The sequence below is a fragment of the Streptomyces sp. KMM 9044 genome (assembly GCF_024701375.2).
GTDB lineage: Bacteria > Actinomycetota > Actinomycetes > Streptomycetales > Streptomycetaceae > Streptomyces.
The window spans coordinates 663,716-680,148 of record NZ_CP113910.1 but is presented as its reverse complement, the minus strand read 5'-3'; the positions used below and the strand labels follow the sequence as shown (position 1 = coordinate 680,148).

Genomic DNA, 16,433 nt, shown 5'->3' with positions numbered 1-16,433 from the left:
CTGGGTTCCCTCAGCAGGGCCTTTGCACCGCTCCTCGACTCTGTTGCTCCATTGCGGAGAGGGACGCCGGCCTGTCGGCGGGGCGCAGGGAACGGGTCTCGCGAGGAGGCGGTCCGGCCCCGGCCGGCCCCTCTCGGACGCGGTGCGTGCCCCTCCCCCGAATAGAGCAACAGAGTCCTCCTCGCACGTGCCCTCGGCGGAGCCGGGCCGACGGCTGCGTCACGGTATGTCAGGACGGACGAGGGCCCTGGCGAAGGGCTCGCCGGTGCGTCGGGCGTACGTCATCCGCTCGCGCACCTCGCGCACCTCGCGCACCTCGCGCACCTCGCGCACCTCGCGCACCTCGCGCACCTCGCGCACCTCGCGCACCTCGCGCACCTCGCGCACCTCGCGCACCTCGCGCACCTCGCGCACCTCGCGCACCTCGCGCACCTCGCGCACCTCGCGCAGCGTGCGAGGCCGGTAACCGGGCCCGCCGCAGCAACTCCTGTGGAAGCGGACACCCGCGTGCAGCAGGACCGACAGGGTGCGCCAGGCCGCGGTGTCCCGACGCGGCGGCGCGGCGAAGGCCATGCCCACGTGGATGACCGGCTCCGCGCAGCGAGGGCAGATCCGCTGCTGCCTGTCCCTGTCCCTGTCCCTGTCCCTGTCGTAGGTCTGCTGGTCGGAGGCCCGGCAGGGCAGGCAGACGTAGGAGGTCCTCGCGCGTCCCACGGCGCCAGGGTAGGCGGTGGGCAGCCCGAGTTCGGCAGGATGACGGGACGATCCCGAAGCGACAGCCCGGCCGTGCCCGTCGTGCCCGCCGTGGCGGCTCAGTTGGCCAGTGCGGTGCGTTCGGCGTGGGCGACCTCCACGGAGGCTATGTCGGAGACTTCACGGTTGTCCTCGAAGTCGCTGTACTCGCTGAACTCGCCCTCGTCGGACTCGGTGTCGCCGGCGTCCAGGTGGGTCGCGCCCACGTAGGTCTGGCCGACGAAGTCGCCTTCCTCGTCGAAGGCGTTGATGACGACGGAGTAGTTGGCGGGCCCGTCGCCCCTGTTGGTGACCCGGTAGGTGAACTCGTAGGTCTCGTCGGGGTCCGCGTCGCAGTCGTTGTACGAGTAGACGTCGTCGTCGTCGCAGTACGTGTCGTCGCTGTGGTCGGCGACGAGTTCGCCGTCCGCGACCTCGACATGGTCCGTCACGTCGACGCCGTCCTCGCCCAGAACCCACCAGGCGATGCCGCCACCGGCGAGGAACGCGACGAGGAAGGCGACGACGACGGCGAGTACGAGAGTGCGCCGTCCCGTTCCCGTTCCGGGTCGGGGGCCGGCCGGGGGCGCCGGAACCTGATGTCCATGAGGGTCCTGGACGGTCTCAGGAACCGGGTAGGTCTGGGCGGCCGGGTACGGGGCGGGAGGCGGGGCGGAAGGAGGTGGGGGCGGGGGAACGGATGCCGGCGAGGGGTGCGGTGCCGGTTCCGGTGCCGGTTCCGGTCTCTCGGGGGTGCTGTTGTCGGACACGGGGTGGCGACTCCTCTGCGAGGCGGTGCGCGCCGGGAGGCGGGCACGGGGCGGGAGGCGGGCACGGGGCGGGAGGTACGGCGGGCCGGGCGGGGGCGGCACCTGTCCTTGCTCTGCGTCCTGCGTTGCACGTTCTGCGGGTGTTCTTCCCGCCTCCTGCGCAGCGAAGCCCGGACGGGTCCGGCAAGAACTGCGGGCAGCACATGCGCGGTGACGAGCCGTCGGGAGTCGAGCGGGCCGGAACCCGACGCTAAGGCCCGCTTGTTGTGACCGGAGAAGGACGGGGAGCCGTTCACCGAACCGATCCGTCCCACCGGTACACGCTGAGGTGCGCCGCTCGTCGGGCCCGAGCGCGGTCATTCCGTTCCGACGTCCTGGTTCCAGGGGCGCCGCGGAGACGGGTCCATCGGCCGATGCCCGCCCCGGCCACCGAGGCGATCATGAGAGTGGTCCGCTCGGGCCGAGGAGGCAGCCGGGCGGGTGGAGCAGGTGAACTGGGCCGAGATCCCGGCCGGGTTGCTGCGCCGGGGTACGCCGGTCGACGAGGTGGCGGCAGCGGCCCGCCGCTGTGCGGACACCGGAGTGCCGGTGGAGTGGTACAGGAAAGAAGCCCCGCGCGCGGAGACCCACGTCCCCGCGCTCCGGATCGCCCGCACCCCGGTCACGGTCGGCCAGGGGGCACTCTTCGCGGCGTCCACCGGCCGACCGGTCCCACAGACACCGGCAGACCACCCGGTCGTCGGGGTGGCCTGGGAGGCGGCGACGGCCTCCTGCCGGTGGCTCGGGGAACGGCTCGGCCTCGACGCGCGGCTGCCCACGGAGGACGAGTGGGAGCGTGCCGCGCGGGGCGACGACGTCCGGGAGTTCCCGTGGGGACAGGAGTACCGCACCGGCCTGGCCAACCTGGTGGACCTCGGCATCGGCACCACGATGCCGGCCGGCTCGTTCCCCGACGGGGCCAGTCCCTTCGGTGTGCTGGACATGGCGGGCAACGCCGACGAGTGGACCTCCACCCTCTGTGCCCCCTGCCCCGGCGCGCCCGCCGAGGTGCCGGGCACCGAGGACTGGGCCTTCGACCGGCACGTCACACGGGGCGGAGCGTTCCGCCACGACCGGGACCTGGCCCGGTGCGCCCGTCGGCACGGCGCCTACGAGCCGGATCTCGAAGCGATCGGGGCGGGCTTCCGCCCGGCGGCCCCTGCCGCGTAGAACCAACCGGACGCCGTGCCGGCATCGCATGACGGGCGGTACCTCCTGGAGGCCGTACGTCTTCAGATGCACCGACCTGGGCGCCTTCAGGCGCCGTGTCCGTCGTGCCGACGGCAGGCCGCCGGCGGCCTGCCGTCGGCGGGGTGTGAGCGTACGGCGGCTACCGGGCCGTGCCGAAGTTCTGCGTCCAGTAGTCACCGGGCTGCGCGAGACCGACGCCGATCTCCTTGAACGCGCAGTTGAGGATGTTCTCCTTGTGGCCGGGGCTGGCCATCCAGCCGGCCATCACCTGCTCGGGAGTGGAGTAGCCGTAGGCGACGTTCTCGCCGTAGGTGCTCCAGTTGTAGCCGGCCCGTGTGATGCGGTCGGCGGGTGAGGACCCGTCCGAGCCGGCGTGCGACATGCTGCCGCTTGCCGCCATGTCCTCGCTGTGGTTCTGGGCGGCCTCGGTCAGGGTGGTGTTCACCTTCACCGGGGAGCAACCGACCTTGCCGCGCTCGGCGTTGACGAGTTCCACGACCCTGGCGACGGCTCCGGAGGCGTTGGCGTCACCCGCCGCCGCGGGGCTCGAAGCACCGGTGGTGGGCTCGGGGGCGGCCGTAGTGGGCTTCGGCGCGGTCGTAGAGGGCTCAGGGACCGCGGTGGTGGGCTTCGGGGCCGCGGTGGTGGGCTCGGTGACGGGCTTCGGGGCCGTGCTGATGGGCCTGGAGGCGGACGTCTCGGGAGCCGTCCTCTTCGGCTTGTGCGACGGCTTGGCGCTGCTGTCCTTCGGCGTGTCACTCTTCGACGGGCTCGCGGTGGCGGCCGGTGTGCTCGACGGTGCCGTCGAGGGGCCGCCGTGCTGCCGACCGCTCCACGGGCGGTACCGGTCTGCGTCGCCCCACCCGTCCTTGGCCGCGGCCGGGGCGGCGGTGTCCTGGTGCCGCTGTTGCCCGCTGCCGGGCCAGTCGGCACAGGCCATGGCGACCGAGGGTATGCCTATGGCGCTCATGGCGACGGCCGTGACGACCGTCCGCCGGTACCGCTTCTGATGACGATGCTTTCCCATGCGTGACCTCACCTGCTGCTGTCCGGAGGTCGTCATTCTTGGGACGGCCCGGCGCAGGGCGCAAAGGCCGTCGCACTACCGGGCTTCGTAGGTCCGCGAGGGTCTTGCGGCGGGCGGGAGAGCATGCCGACCTGCTCGCGACGGGCCTCTCGGAAGGCCTGTCGCCTCGTCAGAAGCTCCCGCCCGGCGAAAGAACCGCGGCTCTCCTCTCCCCACCGGATCACCGCTCACCCCGGCCGGCCTCACGCCCATGGCAAGCCGGACAAATCCCTTATGTCATCAGAGTGGGTTCTACTAGGTGACCTGCGTAGATCACGGACGCGGTGTGACAGGTGTCACGGAATCATCAATTCCGGATTGCTCCCGGAGACCGAGGAACACTCCGCGGGTGCCGGGTGCCGGGTGCCGGGTGCCGGGTGCCGGGTGCCGGGTGCCGGGTGCCGGGCGTCGGCCGGTGGTGAGGTCGGACGCGCCGCCCGAGGGCACATCCAGGGCAAGATCGTGCCCACGGGCGCTCAGAGGGGTGAGCCGTTTCACGGACACGTCCGGCGCGCTCGTCCTCAGGACACCGGCGCCGTCCAGACACCGGGTCGAGGGAGGCGTCACAGCGGGAAGGCCCGGGCAGCTGAAGATCTTCGGGTTCTTCTCGCCCGGTTCCCGGAGCTTCGTGTCCTTCCTCCGGGTGTCCGGGCAGGTCAGGCCCCTCGGCCCGGTGTCCGCGTCGGACACGAGGCAGCAGCACACGCCGGCAGCACGGACACGTCCGGGTGCCGGCGCGGACGGGCGCTTGTGGGGGAGGGGGCGCCTGGAAGGGGGATGTGGGCGGCGATCCGACAGCCCATCGCACGCAAGCACGTTCGACATCACGGTCCTCGGCGATCAACGGCCTCCACGGACGCGGCCGTCCGGAGCCTGAAAGGCGCACGAGGCGCATGCGGCAGTCAGCCACCCAGATCATCCCGTAATCCGGTCCTGCCGGGTTCGCACCCGGACCCGTCCGTGCCGCGCGTGGGCGACGACCTCTGTCCGGCGACTTCGACCTTCGACTGGCACCCCGGAGTCCGACTGCGCCGTTCCCGTGACCTCGTGAACTGGCAGCCGCTGGCCGGTGCCCTGAACGCCACACGCCTCCTCGATCTCACCGGCTGCCCGGACTCCGGCGGGGTGTGGGCGCCGAACCTCACCTACGCGGACGGCCTGTTCCATCTGGTCTACAGCAACGTCTCCACCTGTGCGGGAGGGCTTCACCGACAGCCCCGGTTGCCTCACCACGGTCCCGTCGACCCACGGCTCCTGGTCCGATCCCGTGCCGTTGCACGCGCGGGGCTTCGACGCGTCCCTCTTCCATGACGGGCCCGACAGCCGACTGCTACCTGGTCCACGACTGGCGGCCGGGCCACGGTGGCTCGGCCGGCTTGGAGGCGACCTGGTACGACCGCTCCCGCGGCCGACGTCCGGACGCCGGCCACCGCGGCCGACCGGACGACACGGCACGTCATCGCGCGACGAGTTCCCGCACCGGCCGCTCGACGGGGGCAGGCCACACCCGCGAGGTCCGCCACAGCCACAGCACGTCCCGGCCGAACGACCACACCAGCAGCCCCAGCGCCAGCGCGGCCACCCCGACGTTGACCAGGTGCGGCAGCAGGTTCGCGCCCGCCACCAGCAGGAGGACTCCCTGGAGCGCGGCCACCGCCTTGCGGGCCGTGCTCGGCGGCAGCGCGGCGTTCAGCCACGGCCACACCCGGGCCGCGGCGACGAAGGCGTACCGCATACCGCCGATCAGCAGCACCCAGGGGCCCATCGCCATGGACACGTACACGCTGAGCACCAGGATGAGGAACGCGTCCACCTCCATGTCGAAGCGGGCGCCCAGCGGTGTCGACGTGCCGGTCCTGCGGGCCACCTTGCCGTCCACCCCGTCGAGGATGAGGGCCACGGCGGTCAGCCCGACGAAGAGAGTGACGGGCGGTGAGTCCTGGAAGGAGTCGGCGACCAGCGCGGTCACCCCGCCGACCAGGATCGCCCGGCCGAGTGTGACCCGGTTGGCCGCGCCGAACGAGCGCAGCCGGGAACGGTGCAGGGCCCGGGAGAGCACCGCCCACGTGGCGATCGCGAACGCGAGGCCGGTCAGCCAGCCCGCAGGGCCCATGCCGATCGCCGTACCGAGCAGCACCAGCAGCAGGACCTGTACACCCGCCCCCACGGCGGTTTCCTGCTGTACGAGCCTTGCGTCGTAACTGTTGTTCAGGGCCACCGAACACCCTCCGGCCGTGTGACAGAGTCGATCAACGCCGCTACCTTGTGCGCGGCCTGTGCACCACTCGGTACGCGTGCAACGTGACGAACGTTCAGGAGGAATTCGATGAACCGCGCCGCTCATGCGTTCTGGCTCGACTCGCCCGGCCGAGGCGAAATCCGGGAAGTCCCCCTGTCCGGACCGGGCGGGGGCGAGGTCCTGGTGCGCTCGTTGTACTCCGGAGTGAGCCGGGGCACGGAGACCCTCGTCTTCCGCGGACAGGTGCCCGAGAGCCAGCACGCCGCGATGCGTGCGCCGTTCCAGGAGGGCGACTTCCCGGGGCCGGTGAAGTACGGCTACCTCAACGTGGGCGTGGTGGAGGAAGGACCGGAAGCGCTCGTCGGGCGGACGGTCTTCTGCCTCTACCCGCACCAGACCCGCTACGTCGTCCCGGCGGGCGCGGTGACACCCGTACCCGACACGGTGCCCGCCCGGCGGGCCGTGCTCGCCGGCACCGTGGAGACCGCCGTCAACGCCCTGTGGGACGCGGCGCCGCTGATCGGCGACCGGGTCGCCGTCGTCGGAGGCGGCATGGTCGGCAGCTCGGTCGCCGCGTTGCTGGCCCGCTTCCCGGGCGTGCGGGTCCAGCTCGTCGACGCCGACCCCGCGCGCGCCAGGACCGCCGAAGCCCTCGGTGTCGGGTTCGCGCTGCCCGGCGACGCCCTCGGCGGCTGCGACCTGGTCGTGCACGCCAGCGCCACCGAACAGGGGCTCACCCGCTCCCTCGAACTCCTCTCCGCCGAGGGCACGGTGATCGAACTGAGCTGGTACGGCGACCGGAAGGTGAGCCTTCCGTTGGGCGAGGCCTTCCACTCACGGCGGCTCGTCATCCGCAGCAGCCAGGTCGGCACCGTCTCCCCGGCCCGCCCCGGCCGCAGCTACGCCGACCGGCTCGCCCTCGCCCTCGACCTGCTGGCCGACCCGGCCCTGGACGCGCTCATCACCGGCGAGTCCAGGTTCGCGGAACTGCCCGCACTCATGCCCCGCCTCGCCTCCGGCGACACCCCGGCCCTGTGCCATCTCGTGCGTTATGACGAGGCCGCCGCCTGACCTGAGAAAAGACATGCCCGACGCTGAACGCCGGGAGGCGTCCGGCCGTACTAACCGGCATCCCCGGCGGCGATCAGCCGGGGAACAGACGCGCCGCACCTGGAGGGTCGTCCGTTGTTCAGCATCACCGTCCGCGATCACATCATGATCGCCCACAGCTTTCACGGCGAGGTCTTCGGACCGGCCCAGCGCCTGCACGGGGCCACGTTCCTCGTGGACGCCACATTCAGGCGCGAACAGTTGGACGAGGACAACATCGTCATCGACATCGGCCTGGCCACGCAGGAACTCGGGGCCGTCGTCGGCGGGCTGAACTACCGCAACCTCGACAACGAACCCGACTTCGCGGGGGTCAACACCTCCACGGAGTACCTGGCCAAGGTCATCGCAGACCGGCTCGCCGAGCGCATCCACAAGGGCGCGCTGGGCGAGGGGGCCAAGGGCATCGCACAGCTCACGGTCACCCTGCACGAGTCGCACATCGCCTGGGCGAGCTACGAGCGTGCGCTGTGACCGACACGAGCGTCGGCACCGCCCTCGACACGACGGTCCACGTGACCGGCAGGGGCACGGACAAGGCCCCCGGCAACGCCTTCGGCCGGGCCCGCCTGGACTACGTACCGCAGCAGTCCGCTGCCCAGACCGTCGCCCAGGCCTCCGCTCGATGGAATGGTGGGATCATCCCCATGTCCCTGCGCCGTGTGCACTTCCTGATGCCGGGTGGCGTCGACGACCTGTCGGTGCCCAGCGGCGGCAACGCGTACGACCGGCGCGTGTGCCTGGACCTGCCCGGATTCGGCTGGCAGGCGGAGCGGCACGCCGTGGCCGGTGAGTGGCCCCGCCCGGACGACGCTGCCCGTGGCGCACTCGCCCGCACCCTGCGTGAACTGCCGGACGGCAGCGTCGTCATGCTGGACGGGCTGGTCGCCTGCGGGGTCCCCGAGATCGTCGTCCCGGAGGCGCAACGGCTGCGCATGGCCGTCCTCGTCCACCTCCCGCTCGGCGACGAGACCGGGCTCGCCCCGGCCCTCGCCGCCGACCTGGACGCACGCGAACGTGCGGTGCTGCGCGCGGTACCCGCCGTGATCGGCACCAGCGACTGGGCGGCACGCCGCCTGGTCTCCCACCACGGTCTCGCGCCCGACCGCATCCACGTCGCCGCCCCCGGCGCCGACATCGCGCCCCTCGCCTCCGGCACCGACGGCGTCTCCCGGCTGCTCTGCGTCGCCGCCGTCACCCCGCGCAAGGGACAGCACCGGCTGGTGGAGGCACTGGCGGCGGTGTCCGACCTGCCGTGGAGCTGCGCCCTGGTCGGCGGACTCACCCACGACCCCGAGTACGTCACCCATCTGCGGCACCTGATCCGCAAGCACGGCCTCCAGGACCGGCTGGAACTGACGGGACCGAAGTCCGGCGCCGAGCTCGACGCCAGCTACGCCACCGCCGACCTGATGGTCCTCACCTCGTACGCCGAGACGTACGGCATGGCGGTCACCGAGGCGCTGGCGCGGGGCATCCCGGTGCTGGCCACCGATGTCGGGGGACTGCCCGAGGCCGTCGGCCGTGCCCCCGACGGCGGGGTGCCCGGCATCCTCGTCCCGCCGGAGAACCCCGCCGCCATCGCCCTCGAACTGCGCGGCTGGTTCGGGGAGGCAGACGTCCGCCGCCGGCTGAAGGCGGCTGCCCGCGGCCGGCGTGCCGCGCTCGGCGGCTGGGCGAGCACCGCACAGAGCCTGGCGACGGTACTGCGCCGGCTTCCTGCCGAACCCCGGAGGGCCGCATGACCAAGCAGGCGACGACACAGCAGACCGGCAGCGGAACCGGCGCGAGTACGGCCATGACCACGGACACGGGTGGCACCGGCGCGATCCCGGCCCAGCCCGGCCCCCGGTCCGGGGACGCCCAGTCCGTCATCCCCGGTGCCGGCCCCGCGCCGCATCCCGGTGAGCGGGCCACCCTCCGGCTGCGGGGGACGGGCAGCGACACCGACCCCGAGGCGGACGAACCCGCCCGGTACGCGCCCGAGTGGCTCCAGCTGCGCGAACCCGCCGACGCCTTCGCACGGGCCCACGACCTGCTCGACCCGCTGCGCATCAAGCTCGCCAACCTGCCGAAACGGGCCGACGGTTTCGTCATCCACGACATCGGCTGCGGCACCGGCTCGATGGGCCGCTGGCTCGCGCCCCGCCTGGACGGCGCCCAGCACTGGGTCCTGCACGACCGGGACCCCTACCTCCTGCACTTCGCCGCCGTTGCCTCCCCGCGGTCCGCCGCCGACGGCAGCCGCGTCAGTGTGGAGACCCGGCGCGGCGACGTCGCCCGGCTCACCGCGGACGCCCTGTCCGGCGCCTCCCTGGTGACGGCGTCCGCACTCCTCGACGTCCTCACCCGCGAGGACGTCGACGCCCTCGCCGCCGCCTGCGCCGGAGCCGGCTGCCCGGCGCTGCTCACGCTGTCGGTGGCCGGACGCGCCGAACTGACCGCGCCTCACCCGCTGGACCAGGAGATCGCCGAGGCGTTCAACGCCCACCAGAAGCGAGGCGGACTGCTCGGCCCGGACGCGGCCACCGCCGCCGCGGAAGCCTTCTCCGAGCACGGGGCGACCGTACGGCTCAACCCGAGCCCCTGGCGGCTCGGCCCCGAGCACGCGGGGCTGATCGCCCAGTGGCTGCGGGGCTGGGTCGGCGCGGCGGTCGAGGAACGCCCCGAACTGGCCGAGCCCGCGAGCCGGTACCTCACCGAGCGTCTGGAGGCCTGCGCCGCGGGCGACCTGCGGGTCGTCGTCCACCACACCGACCTGCTCGCCCTGTGCCGGCCGGCGGGCGGCACCGCGTGACCGCCAGGGCGGTGGAGACACCGGTACTGGGCCTGCCCATTCCGGAGCCGTCCCCGTCGCACCCCGTACGCCCCGGTGCCGGTACCGCCACCGGCCCCCGCGCCTTCTTCGCCCGGCTCAACACCCCCGCCGTACGCACCCGCATCGGCACCGTCGCCGGCGTCGCCATCCTCGCCGTGCTGCTGTGGCGCCTGGGCACCGGCGTCTTCGTCGACGGGCTGCGCCGGATCGACGGGCCGTCCCTGCTGGTGGCGCTCGGGATCGGGCTGGTGACCACGGTGTTCAGCGCCTGGCGCTGGGCATTGGTGGCCCGCGCCCTGCGCATCCGGCTGCCCCTCGCCCCGGCGGTCGCCGACTACTACCGCGCCCTGTTCCTGAACGCGGCCCTGCCCGGAGGCGTCCTCGGCGACGTCCACCGCGCGGTACGGCACGGGCAGAGCACCGGCGACCTGGGCCGCGGGGTGCGGTCCGTGGTCCTGGAGCGGACCGCCGGACAGCTCGCGCTGTTCGCCGCAGGCGCCGTGATGCTGCTGACCATGCCGTCCCCGGTCCGCGACGACCTGCGGCAGGCGGCACCCATGGCGGGCCTCGCCGCACTGGGTGCCTGCGCTGTCGTCCTCGCCCTGCGGATGAACCGGCCGGGACCCTCCCGCCGGGGCCGGGCGCTGCGGTCGGCGCTCGCCGAGGCACGTGAGGGGCTGCTGTCCCGGCGCAACGGGCCGGGCGTCCTCGTCTCCTCCTCCGTCGTCCTGGCCGGATACCTGGCGATGTTCGTCCTCGCCGCCCGTGTCGCCGGGGTCGGTGCGGCGGTGACCGAGCTGCTGCCCCTGGCCGTCCTGGCGCTGCTCGCCATGTCGCTGCCCCTGAACGTCGGCGGCTGGGGCCCCCGCGAGGGCGTCGCCGCCTGGGCGTTCGGCGCCGCGGGACTGGGCGCGGGCCGCGGCCTGACCGTCGCCGTGGTCTACGGAGTGCTCAGCCTCGCGGCGAGCCTGCCCGGTGTGCTCGTGCTCGTCGCCCGCTGGTACGCCGGCCTGCGCGCCGGCCGCCGGACGGCCGCCGCCCCCACGCCCGGACCCGCACCCGCCTCCGACGCGCAGGACATCCCGGACTACGCCCCGCTGACACCGCTGGGGGCCGAGGCCGGAGCGGAGGCGGGGGAGAGCATCGAGAAATACGTGCCGAAGGAGTCCACGAGGCTCACCAGGAGTTCCCTGCCCTTGTCCGCCGAGCCCAGCGAAGGGCGGCCGATGACACCGGAATCGGTATAGGCGGACATTCCCAGCGTGAGCAACTGGCTCCGGTCGTCGGCTACGTGATCGGAGGTCTCATAACCGGGTCGGAGCAATTCGGGATGAGTGCGCAGAAGGATGGAGGTCTCGATTTCCCCCGCGTGCATGTCGGTGAGCAGTGAGGTTTCCACACCGGCGTGCCGCAACGCGGTCTCCCAGTCCTCCGGGGCGGGGAACAGCGCCATGCGCTCACCGCGGGCGGATGATTCCTGAACGACGTTGCCGAGTACGTAGTTTCCGCCGTGTCCGTTGACCACCACCAGGGTGTCCACACCTGACCGGCGCAGCGAGTCGGCGATGTCCCGTACCACCGCGTGAAGGGTCACGGAGGAGATGGAGACGGTTCCCGGCCAGGCCGCGTGCTCGTGCGAGCAGCCGATCGTCACCGGAGGCAGGAGATGCACCGGATACGCGTCGGCGATCTCCCGCGCGACGGCACACGCCACCAGCGTGTCGGTAGCCAGCGGCAGGAACGGGCCGTGCTGCTCGAAACTCCCGACGGGAAGGACCGCGATCTGCCGTGAGACGTCGGCGCCCCGCTTCCGTACATCTTCTGTAGTATCCGCCGGCAACAGACCGTGGACCGGGCCGTATGCCGCCGACCGCTTTGGTGAACCACTCATATCCTCACGGCCTTCCGTCTCTGCTTAGGAACTCGAGAATCATGACAGAAAACATAGGCGTACTCGGCAAGAAGCCCCCGCAGCGCACCGGCGTGGAACGCGTCGTGAATGCACCGTTGCCCACCGTGTACGGAAAGTTCCAGGCGGTCGGCTACCTGGACCACGACCGCGGTGACGAACAAGTCGCCCTGGTTCACGGCGATATCGGCGCGGACCGGGTCCTCACCCGGCTGCACTCGGAATGCCTGACCGGGGACGCGTTCGGCTCCCGGCACTGCGAGTGCGGCGACCAGCTCGCCGCCGCGCTGCGCGCCGTCGCCGACGAAGGGGCGGGCGTGGTCGTCTACCTGAGAGGGCACGAGGGCCGAGGCATCGGCCTGCTGGCGAAACTGCGCGCGATGGCCCTGCAGGCGGAGGGCCTGGACACCGTCGAGGCGAACCTCGCCCTCGGCCTGCCGGTGGACGCCCGCGACTACGGCGTCGCCGCGGGTATCCTCCAGGACCTGGGCGTGGAGTCGGTCCGGCTGATGTCCAACAACCCCCGCAAGCGCGACGCGTTGCAGCAGCACGGCATCCAGGTCACCGAACAGGTACCGCTGTTGATCCCGCCGTGCGAGAGTAACATCACCTACCTGCGCACCAAGCGGGAACGCCTCGACCACAACCTGCCCCACCTCGACGCGGTGGCGCACTGGTCCTGACGGCGCCCCTGGCCGGACAGCGGAGGGTTCAGCCGGTGACGGCCTCGTGCACGAGCCGCCTGAGGTCCCGGAAGGCCGTGTGGGAGGACCTGGGCCGCACCTGCGTGTAGAACTGCACGGTCAGGTCGCGGCCCGGGTCGACCCAGAACGCCGTGGTGGCGACCCCCGTCCAGCCGTACGTGCCGAGGCCGGAAGGATCCTGTGTACGGGACGGGTCGACGACCACGGAGACGCCGAGGCCGAAACCGACCCCCTCGTTGCCGGGATCGTCGTGGGCCGGACGGCTGCCGACGGCGCGCAGATCGGAGCCGCCGGGAAGGTGGTTGCGGGTCATCAGGTCCACGGTCTGCGGGGCGAGCAGCCGGACCCCGTCCAACTCGCCCCGCCGCCGCAAGAGTTCCGTGAACCGGTGCATGTCGTGCGCCGAGGCCACCATGCCCCCGCTGCCGGACAGGAACCGAGGCCGCCCGTGCAACGGCAGCCCGGCGACGGGTTCGATGACGCAACTGCCGCCGTCGTCGTCACCGGTGCCGTCCGTCTCCCCGTACAACTCCGCCAGCCGCGTGGCCTGTTCGTCGGAGACCTGGAACCCGGCGTCCGTCATCCCCAGCGGGCCGAAGATCCGCTCGGCGAAGAACACGTCGAGCGGTCGCCCGGACACCACCTCGATGATCCGCCCCAGCACGTTGGAGGCGACCGAGTAGTTCCACTGTGTCCCCGGGTCGAACTGCAGCGGCAGTCGCGCGTACGCGTCGACCGTTCCCGCCAGGTCCGTTTCCGGCGCCACCGACGAGTCGAGCCCCGCCTCGCGGTACAGCGCGTCCACCGGATGGGCGTGGTAGAAGGCGAACGTCAGCCCGGCGGTGTGGGACATCAGGTGCCGTACGAGCAGGGGGCCCGCGGCAGGACGCGTCCGTATCCCGTCGCCGGAGCCGCTCTCGTACACGCGGGGCTCGGCGAACGCCGGCAGGTGACGGCCTACCGGGTCGTCCAGGGACAGCCGGCCCTCCTCGACGAGGACCAGAGCGGCCAAGGCCGTCACCGGTTTGGTCATCGAGTAGATCCGCCACAGCGTGTCGCTCTCCACCGGCAGCCCGCACGCGACGTCCCGCCGCCCGTACGCCGTGAGGTGGGTGATCCGCCCTCCCCGGGCGACGGACACCAGGAATCCGGGCAGCCGCCCCTCGTCGACCTCGCGCGCGAAGTGCCGGTCCATCCGGTCCAGCGCCTTCGCGTCCAGACCGGTCTCCTCCGGGTCGGCCTCTTGCCGCAGCAGTCCCATGGCACTCCTTCGATCAACCTCACGAGCCGACTCTCGGGATACCCCGCCCGGGCCGGGCCAGACCTCGTCGCGCACGGGAACACGCCGGCGAACCCGGCCGGGGAACACCCGAGCCGGTGCGCTCCGTGCGACCAGCGCGCCCGCGACCACCCGCAGGACGTCCGCCCAGTGCTCACGCAGCAGCAGCAGCACCACCAGCGGCAGTTTCACGACACCCTCGATCGCGCTCTGCTGCTCGAAGGCCGGGGTCTCGTCGAGCTTGCGGCGGAGCACGTACCCGACCGCGGCGACCGCGGCGCTCATCCAGAACGGCATCCGCCAGCCCCCGGAGAACAACTGCTCCTCGTGTGGGTCGCCGAAGTCGTCCACCGGCCGCTGGAGACCGATCTGCTGCGCGCCGCCCGCGTCGCCGGCTGCGCCACCCTCGACGGCGGCGGTATGGCCGCCTTCCAGGCCGCCGACGCGTTCCGCCTGTTCACCGGCCGGGAACCCGACCGGGCCCGGATGCTCGCCCACCTCGCCCACCTCACCGGCCCGGTCCCCGCTCCCCAGCAGTCCTCAGGGGACGGAACTCCACGGAACTCCACGGAACGTCACGGAAGCAGAGGTACCGACGTGCGTACGTCCATCGCCGCCGCCTCCCTCAGCGGCCCCCTCACCGAGAAGCTCACGGCCGCCGCCCGCGCGGGCTTCGACGGCGTGGAGATCTTCGAGAACGATCTGCTCGCCAGCCCGCTCACCCCCGGGGAGATCCGCACCCGGTGCGCCGACCTCGGCCTCACCGTCGACCGCTACCCGCCGATGCGGGACATCGAGGCGGTGCCCGCCGAGCTGTTCGCCCGGCACGTGCTGCCTCGAGCTCCGCGAGCAGGAAGCCCCGTGGCACGGCGGGGGCCCGCCCCGCGGTGCCACGGGGGCCCGCCCCGCAGGCGGACGGCGCCCCCTTCGCCCCGCCGGGCCCCGACGCCGCTCCGGTCACGTCCGGGTGTTCCACTCCTCGATCACCGGACTGCCGTGCTCCAGCGACAGCCGGCTCAGCGCCCCCGTCTCCAGCCGGAACAGCCGTCCGTCCGCGGGCGGCAGACCCAGCCGGCGTGCCGTCAGGACGCGCAGCAGGTGGCCGTGCGCCACGAGCATCACATCGCCCGCGTCGAGTGCCCCGGCCACCTTGGACAGCACCCGGTCGGCCCGTGCGCCGACCTGCCCGGGGGACTCGCCGGGGAACTCCGGGCCGGGCGGTACCCCGTCGGTCCACAGGTCCCAGCCGGGCCGGGTGCGCCGGATGTCGGCGGTGGTGACGCCCTCGTAGCCGCCGTAGTCCCACTCCCGCAGGTCCGGCTCCGGCGACGCGTCCGCCAGACCCGCCAGTTCGGCGGTGCGCCGGGCACGGGCCAGCGGGCTGGTGAGCACGAGGGCGAAGGAGCGGCCCGCGAGCAGTGGGGCCAGCGCCCTGGCCTGTGCCTCGCCGTCCCGCGTCAGGGGCAGGTCGCTGCGGCCGGTGTGCCGCCCCGACCTGCTCCACTCCGTCTCACCGTGCCGGGCGAGCAGCAGATCACCCACGGCCGCTACACCTCGTCCGGGCTTCCCTGGTCCGCCCGGCCTGCCCGGGCCTCCGGGCTTCCATGGCCTCCCTGGTCGGGCCGGTCCGCCGGCGTGTCCGCGGACGTGACCGCGTGCCCGCCGAACTGCCTGCGCAGCGCCGCGACCATCTTCATCTGCGGCGAGTCCTCCTGCCGGGAGGAGAACCGGGCGAACAGGGAGGCCGTGATCGCGGGAAGCGGCACCGCGTTGTCGAGGGCCGCCTCCACGGTCCAGCGGCCCTCGCCCGAGTCCTCGGCACAGCCGCGCAGCTTCTCCAGGTGGGCGTCCTCGCCGAGGGCGTCGACGGCGAGGTCGAGGAGCCAGGAACGGATGACCGTGCCGTCCTGCCAGGAGCGGAACACCTCGCGGACGCTGTCCACCGAGTCGACCTTCTCGAGCAGTTCCCAGCCCTCCGCATACGCCTGCATCATGGCGTACTCGATGCCGTTGTGGACCATCTTCGCGAAGTGCCCGGCACCGACCCGGCCCGCGTGGACGTAGCCGTAGGGGCCCTCCGGCTTGAGCGCGTCGAAGATCGGCTTCAGGCGCTCCACGTGCTCCTCGTCGCCACCGACCATGAGCGCGTAGCCGTTCTCCAGCCCCCACACACCGCCCGAGACCCCCGCGTCGACGAAGCCGATGCCCCGGGCGCCCAGCTCCCTGGCGTGCTTCTCGTCGTCCGTCCAGCGGGAGTTGCCGCCGTCGACGACGGTGTCACCCGGCTTGAGCAAACTCCCCAGCTGGTCGATGACCCGCTGGGTGACGACACCGGCCGGGACCATCACCCAGACCGCGCGCGGCCCGTCGAGCCGGTCGACGAGGTCGGACAGATGCGCGACGTCGGAGAGGTCGGGATTGGTGTCGTGGCCGACGACGGTGTGCCCGGCGGCGCGGATGCGCTCGCGCATGTTGCCGCCCATCCTGCCGAGACCAACAAGACCGATCTGCATGTCAGTTCACTTCCCGATGTCGTGGTGGGGCGGCCCACCGGGGCGGCGGGTCGGTGCGGACGT

Annotated in this window: 13 protein-coding genes and 6 pseudogenes; 10 read left to right on the top strand and 9 right to left on the bottom strand. The window is 72.6% G+C overall.

All coding sequences use genetic code 11. The features are described from left to right. Nucleotides 1-219: 219 nt before the first annotated feature. From HUV60_RS03205 to HUV60_RS03195, 3 genes and pseudogenes are all read right to left on the bottom strand, one after another. Nucleotides 220-303 (bottom strand): annotated as a pseudogene (locus tag HUV60_RS03205) (deoxyxylulose-5-phosphate synthase); the annotation flags it as partial. Between the two features lie 141 nt (nt 304-444). Beyond that, nucleotides 445-714 (bottom strand): annotated as a pseudogene (locus tag HUV60_RS03200) (deoxyxylulose-5-phosphate synthase); the annotation flags it as partial. A 98-nt stretch (nt 715-812) separates the two neighbouring features. Continuing rightward, the gene (locus tag HUV60_RS03195) at nt 813-1,502 is read right to left on the bottom strand and encodes a hypothetical protein (protein ID WP_257853220.1); all 690 of its coding nucleotides are present in this window, start codon (nt 1,500-1,502) and stop codon (nt 813-815) included. Between the two features lie 480 nt (nt 1,503-1,982). On the opposite strand from HUV60_RS03195, the gene HUV60_RS03190 reads away from it, so the two are divergent. Next, nucleotides 1,983-2,711, top strand: coding sequence for a formylglycine-generating enzyme family protein (locus HUV60_RS03190; RefSeq protein WP_257852404.1), 729 nt, complete (start codon nt 1,983-1,985; stop codon nt 2,709-2,711). Between the two features lie 160 nt (nt 2,712-2,871). Here the strand turns inward: HUV60_RS03190 and HUV60_RS03185 are convergent, their stop codons facing one another. After that, nucleotides 2,872-3,759 carry a CAP domain-containing protein gene (locus HUV60_RS03185; RefSeq protein ID WP_257852405.1) on the bottom strand — a complete coding sequence of 296 codons (888 nt, stop codon included), beginning with the start codon at nt 3,757-3,759 and terminating at the stop codon, nt 2,872-2,874. Between the two features lie 123 nt (nt 3,760-3,882). Between HUV60_RS03185 and HUV60_RS33520 the strand changes: the two genes are divergently transcribed. Beyond that, nucleotides 3,883-5,109 carry a family 43 glycosylhydrolase gene (locus tag HUV60_RS33520; RefSeq protein WP_331461970.1) on the top strand — a complete coding sequence of 409 codons (1,227 nt, stop codon included), beginning with the start codon at nt 3,883-3,885 and terminating at the stop codon, nt 5,107-5,109. A gap of 145 nt (nt 5,110-5,254) precedes the next feature. Here the strand turns inward: HUV60_RS33520 and HUV60_RS03175 are convergent, their stop codons facing one another. Beyond that, nucleotides 5,255-6,016, bottom strand: a complete 762-nt coding sequence (locus HUV60_RS03175) for a CDP-alcohol phosphatidyltransferase family protein (RefSeq protein WP_257852408.1) — start codon at nt 6,014-6,016, stop codon at nt 5,255-5,257. Between the two features lie 108 nt (nt 6,017-6,124). On the opposite strand from HUV60_RS03175, the gene HUV60_RS03170 reads away from it, so the two are divergent. The 5 genes from HUV60_RS03170 (at nt 6,125) to HUV60_RS03150 (ending at nt 11,212) form a co-directional block, all read left to right on the top strand. Beyond that, nucleotides 6,125-7,108, top strand: coding sequence for a zinc-dependent alcohol dehydrogenase (locus HUV60_RS03170; protein ID WP_257852410.1), 984 nt, complete (start codon nt 6,125-6,127; stop codon nt 7,106-7,108). Nucleotides 7,109-7,222: 114 nt separating this feature from the next. Beyond that, complete coding sequence (locus tag HUV60_RS03165; RefSeq protein ID WP_257852411.1) at nt 7,223-7,621, top strand: 6-pyruvoyl trahydropterin synthase family protein; 399 nt, start codon at nt 7,223-7,225, stop codon at nt 7,619-7,621. Between the two features lie 41 nt (nt 7,622-7,662). After that, a complete protein-coding gene (locus tag HUV60_RS03160; RefSeq protein WP_443047492.1) occupies nt 7,663-8,892 on the top strand; it encodes a glycosyltransferase family 4 protein in 1,230 nt (409 codons plus the stop codon). 53 nt (nt 8,893-8,945) lie between these two features. Next, a complete protein-coding gene (locus tag HUV60_RS03155) occupies nt 8,946-9,944 on the top strand; it encodes a class I SAM-dependent methyltransferase (RefSeq protein ID WP_257853152.1) in 999 nt (332 codons plus the stop codon). Further along, the gene (locus HUV60_RS03150; protein ID WP_257852414.1) at nt 9,941-11,212 is read left to right on the top strand and encodes a lysylphosphatidylglycerol synthase transmembrane domain-containing protein; all 1,272 of its coding nucleotides are present in this window, start codon (nt 9,941-9,943) and stop codon (nt 11,210-11,212) included. Before HUV60_RS03155 ends, HUV60_RS03150 begins: the two co-directional genes overlap by 4 nt. Here the strand turns inward: HUV60_RS03150 and HUV60_RS03145 are convergent. Next, nucleotides 11,185-11,856 (bottom strand): annotated as a pseudogene (locus tag HUV60_RS03145) (creatininase family protein); the annotation flags it as partial. The gene HUV60_RS03150 and the pseudogene HUV60_RS03145 sit on opposite strands and share 28 nt — an antisense overlap. 41 nt (nt 11,857-11,897) lie before the next feature. On the opposite strand from HUV60_RS03145, the gene ribA reads away from it, so the two are divergent. After that, nucleotides 11,898-12,557 (top strand): GTP cyclohydrolase II, encoded by a 660-nt coding sequence (gene ribA, locus HUV60_RS03140; protein ID WP_257852415.1) that lies wholly within the window; start codon nt 11,898-11,900, stop codon nt 12,555-12,557. A gap of 28 nt (nt 12,558-12,585) precedes the next feature. On the opposite strand, the gene HUV60_RS03135 is transcribed toward ribA, so the two are convergent. Further along, complete coding sequence (locus HUV60_RS03135) at nt 12,586-13,839, bottom strand: serine hydrolase domain-containing protein (RefSeq protein WP_257853153.1); 1,254 nt, start codon at nt 13,837-13,839, stop codon at nt 12,586-12,588. 312 nt (nt 13,840-14,151) lie between these two features. On the opposite strand from HUV60_RS03135, the pseudogene HUV60_RS03130 reads away from it, so the two are divergent. Next, a pseudogene (locus HUV60_RS03130) lies at nt 14,152-14,391 on the top strand (shikimate dehydrogenase); the annotation flags it as partial. Nucleotides 14,392-14,454: 63 nt separating this feature from the next. Next, a pseudogene (locus tag HUV60_RS03125) lies at nt 14,455-14,688 on the top strand (sugar phosphate isomerase/epimerase and 4-hydroxyphenylpyruvate domain-containing protein); the annotation flags it as partial. A 126-nt stretch (nt 14,689-14,814) separates the two neighbouring features. Here HUV60_RS03125 and HUV60_RS03120 read toward each other — a convergent pair. After that, nucleotides 14,815-15,399, bottom strand: coding sequence for a histidine phosphatase family protein (locus HUV60_RS03120; RefSeq protein WP_257852416.1), 585 nt, complete (start codon nt 15,397-15,399; stop codon nt 14,815-14,817). A 101-nt stretch (nt 15,400-15,500) separates the two neighbouring features. Beyond that, a pseudogene (gene gnd / locus HUV60_RS03115) lies at nt 15,501-16,370 on the bottom strand (phosphogluconate dehydrogenase (NAD(+)-dependent, decarboxylating)); the annotation flags it as partial. Between the last annotated feature and the right edge of the window lie 63 nt (nt 16,371-16,433).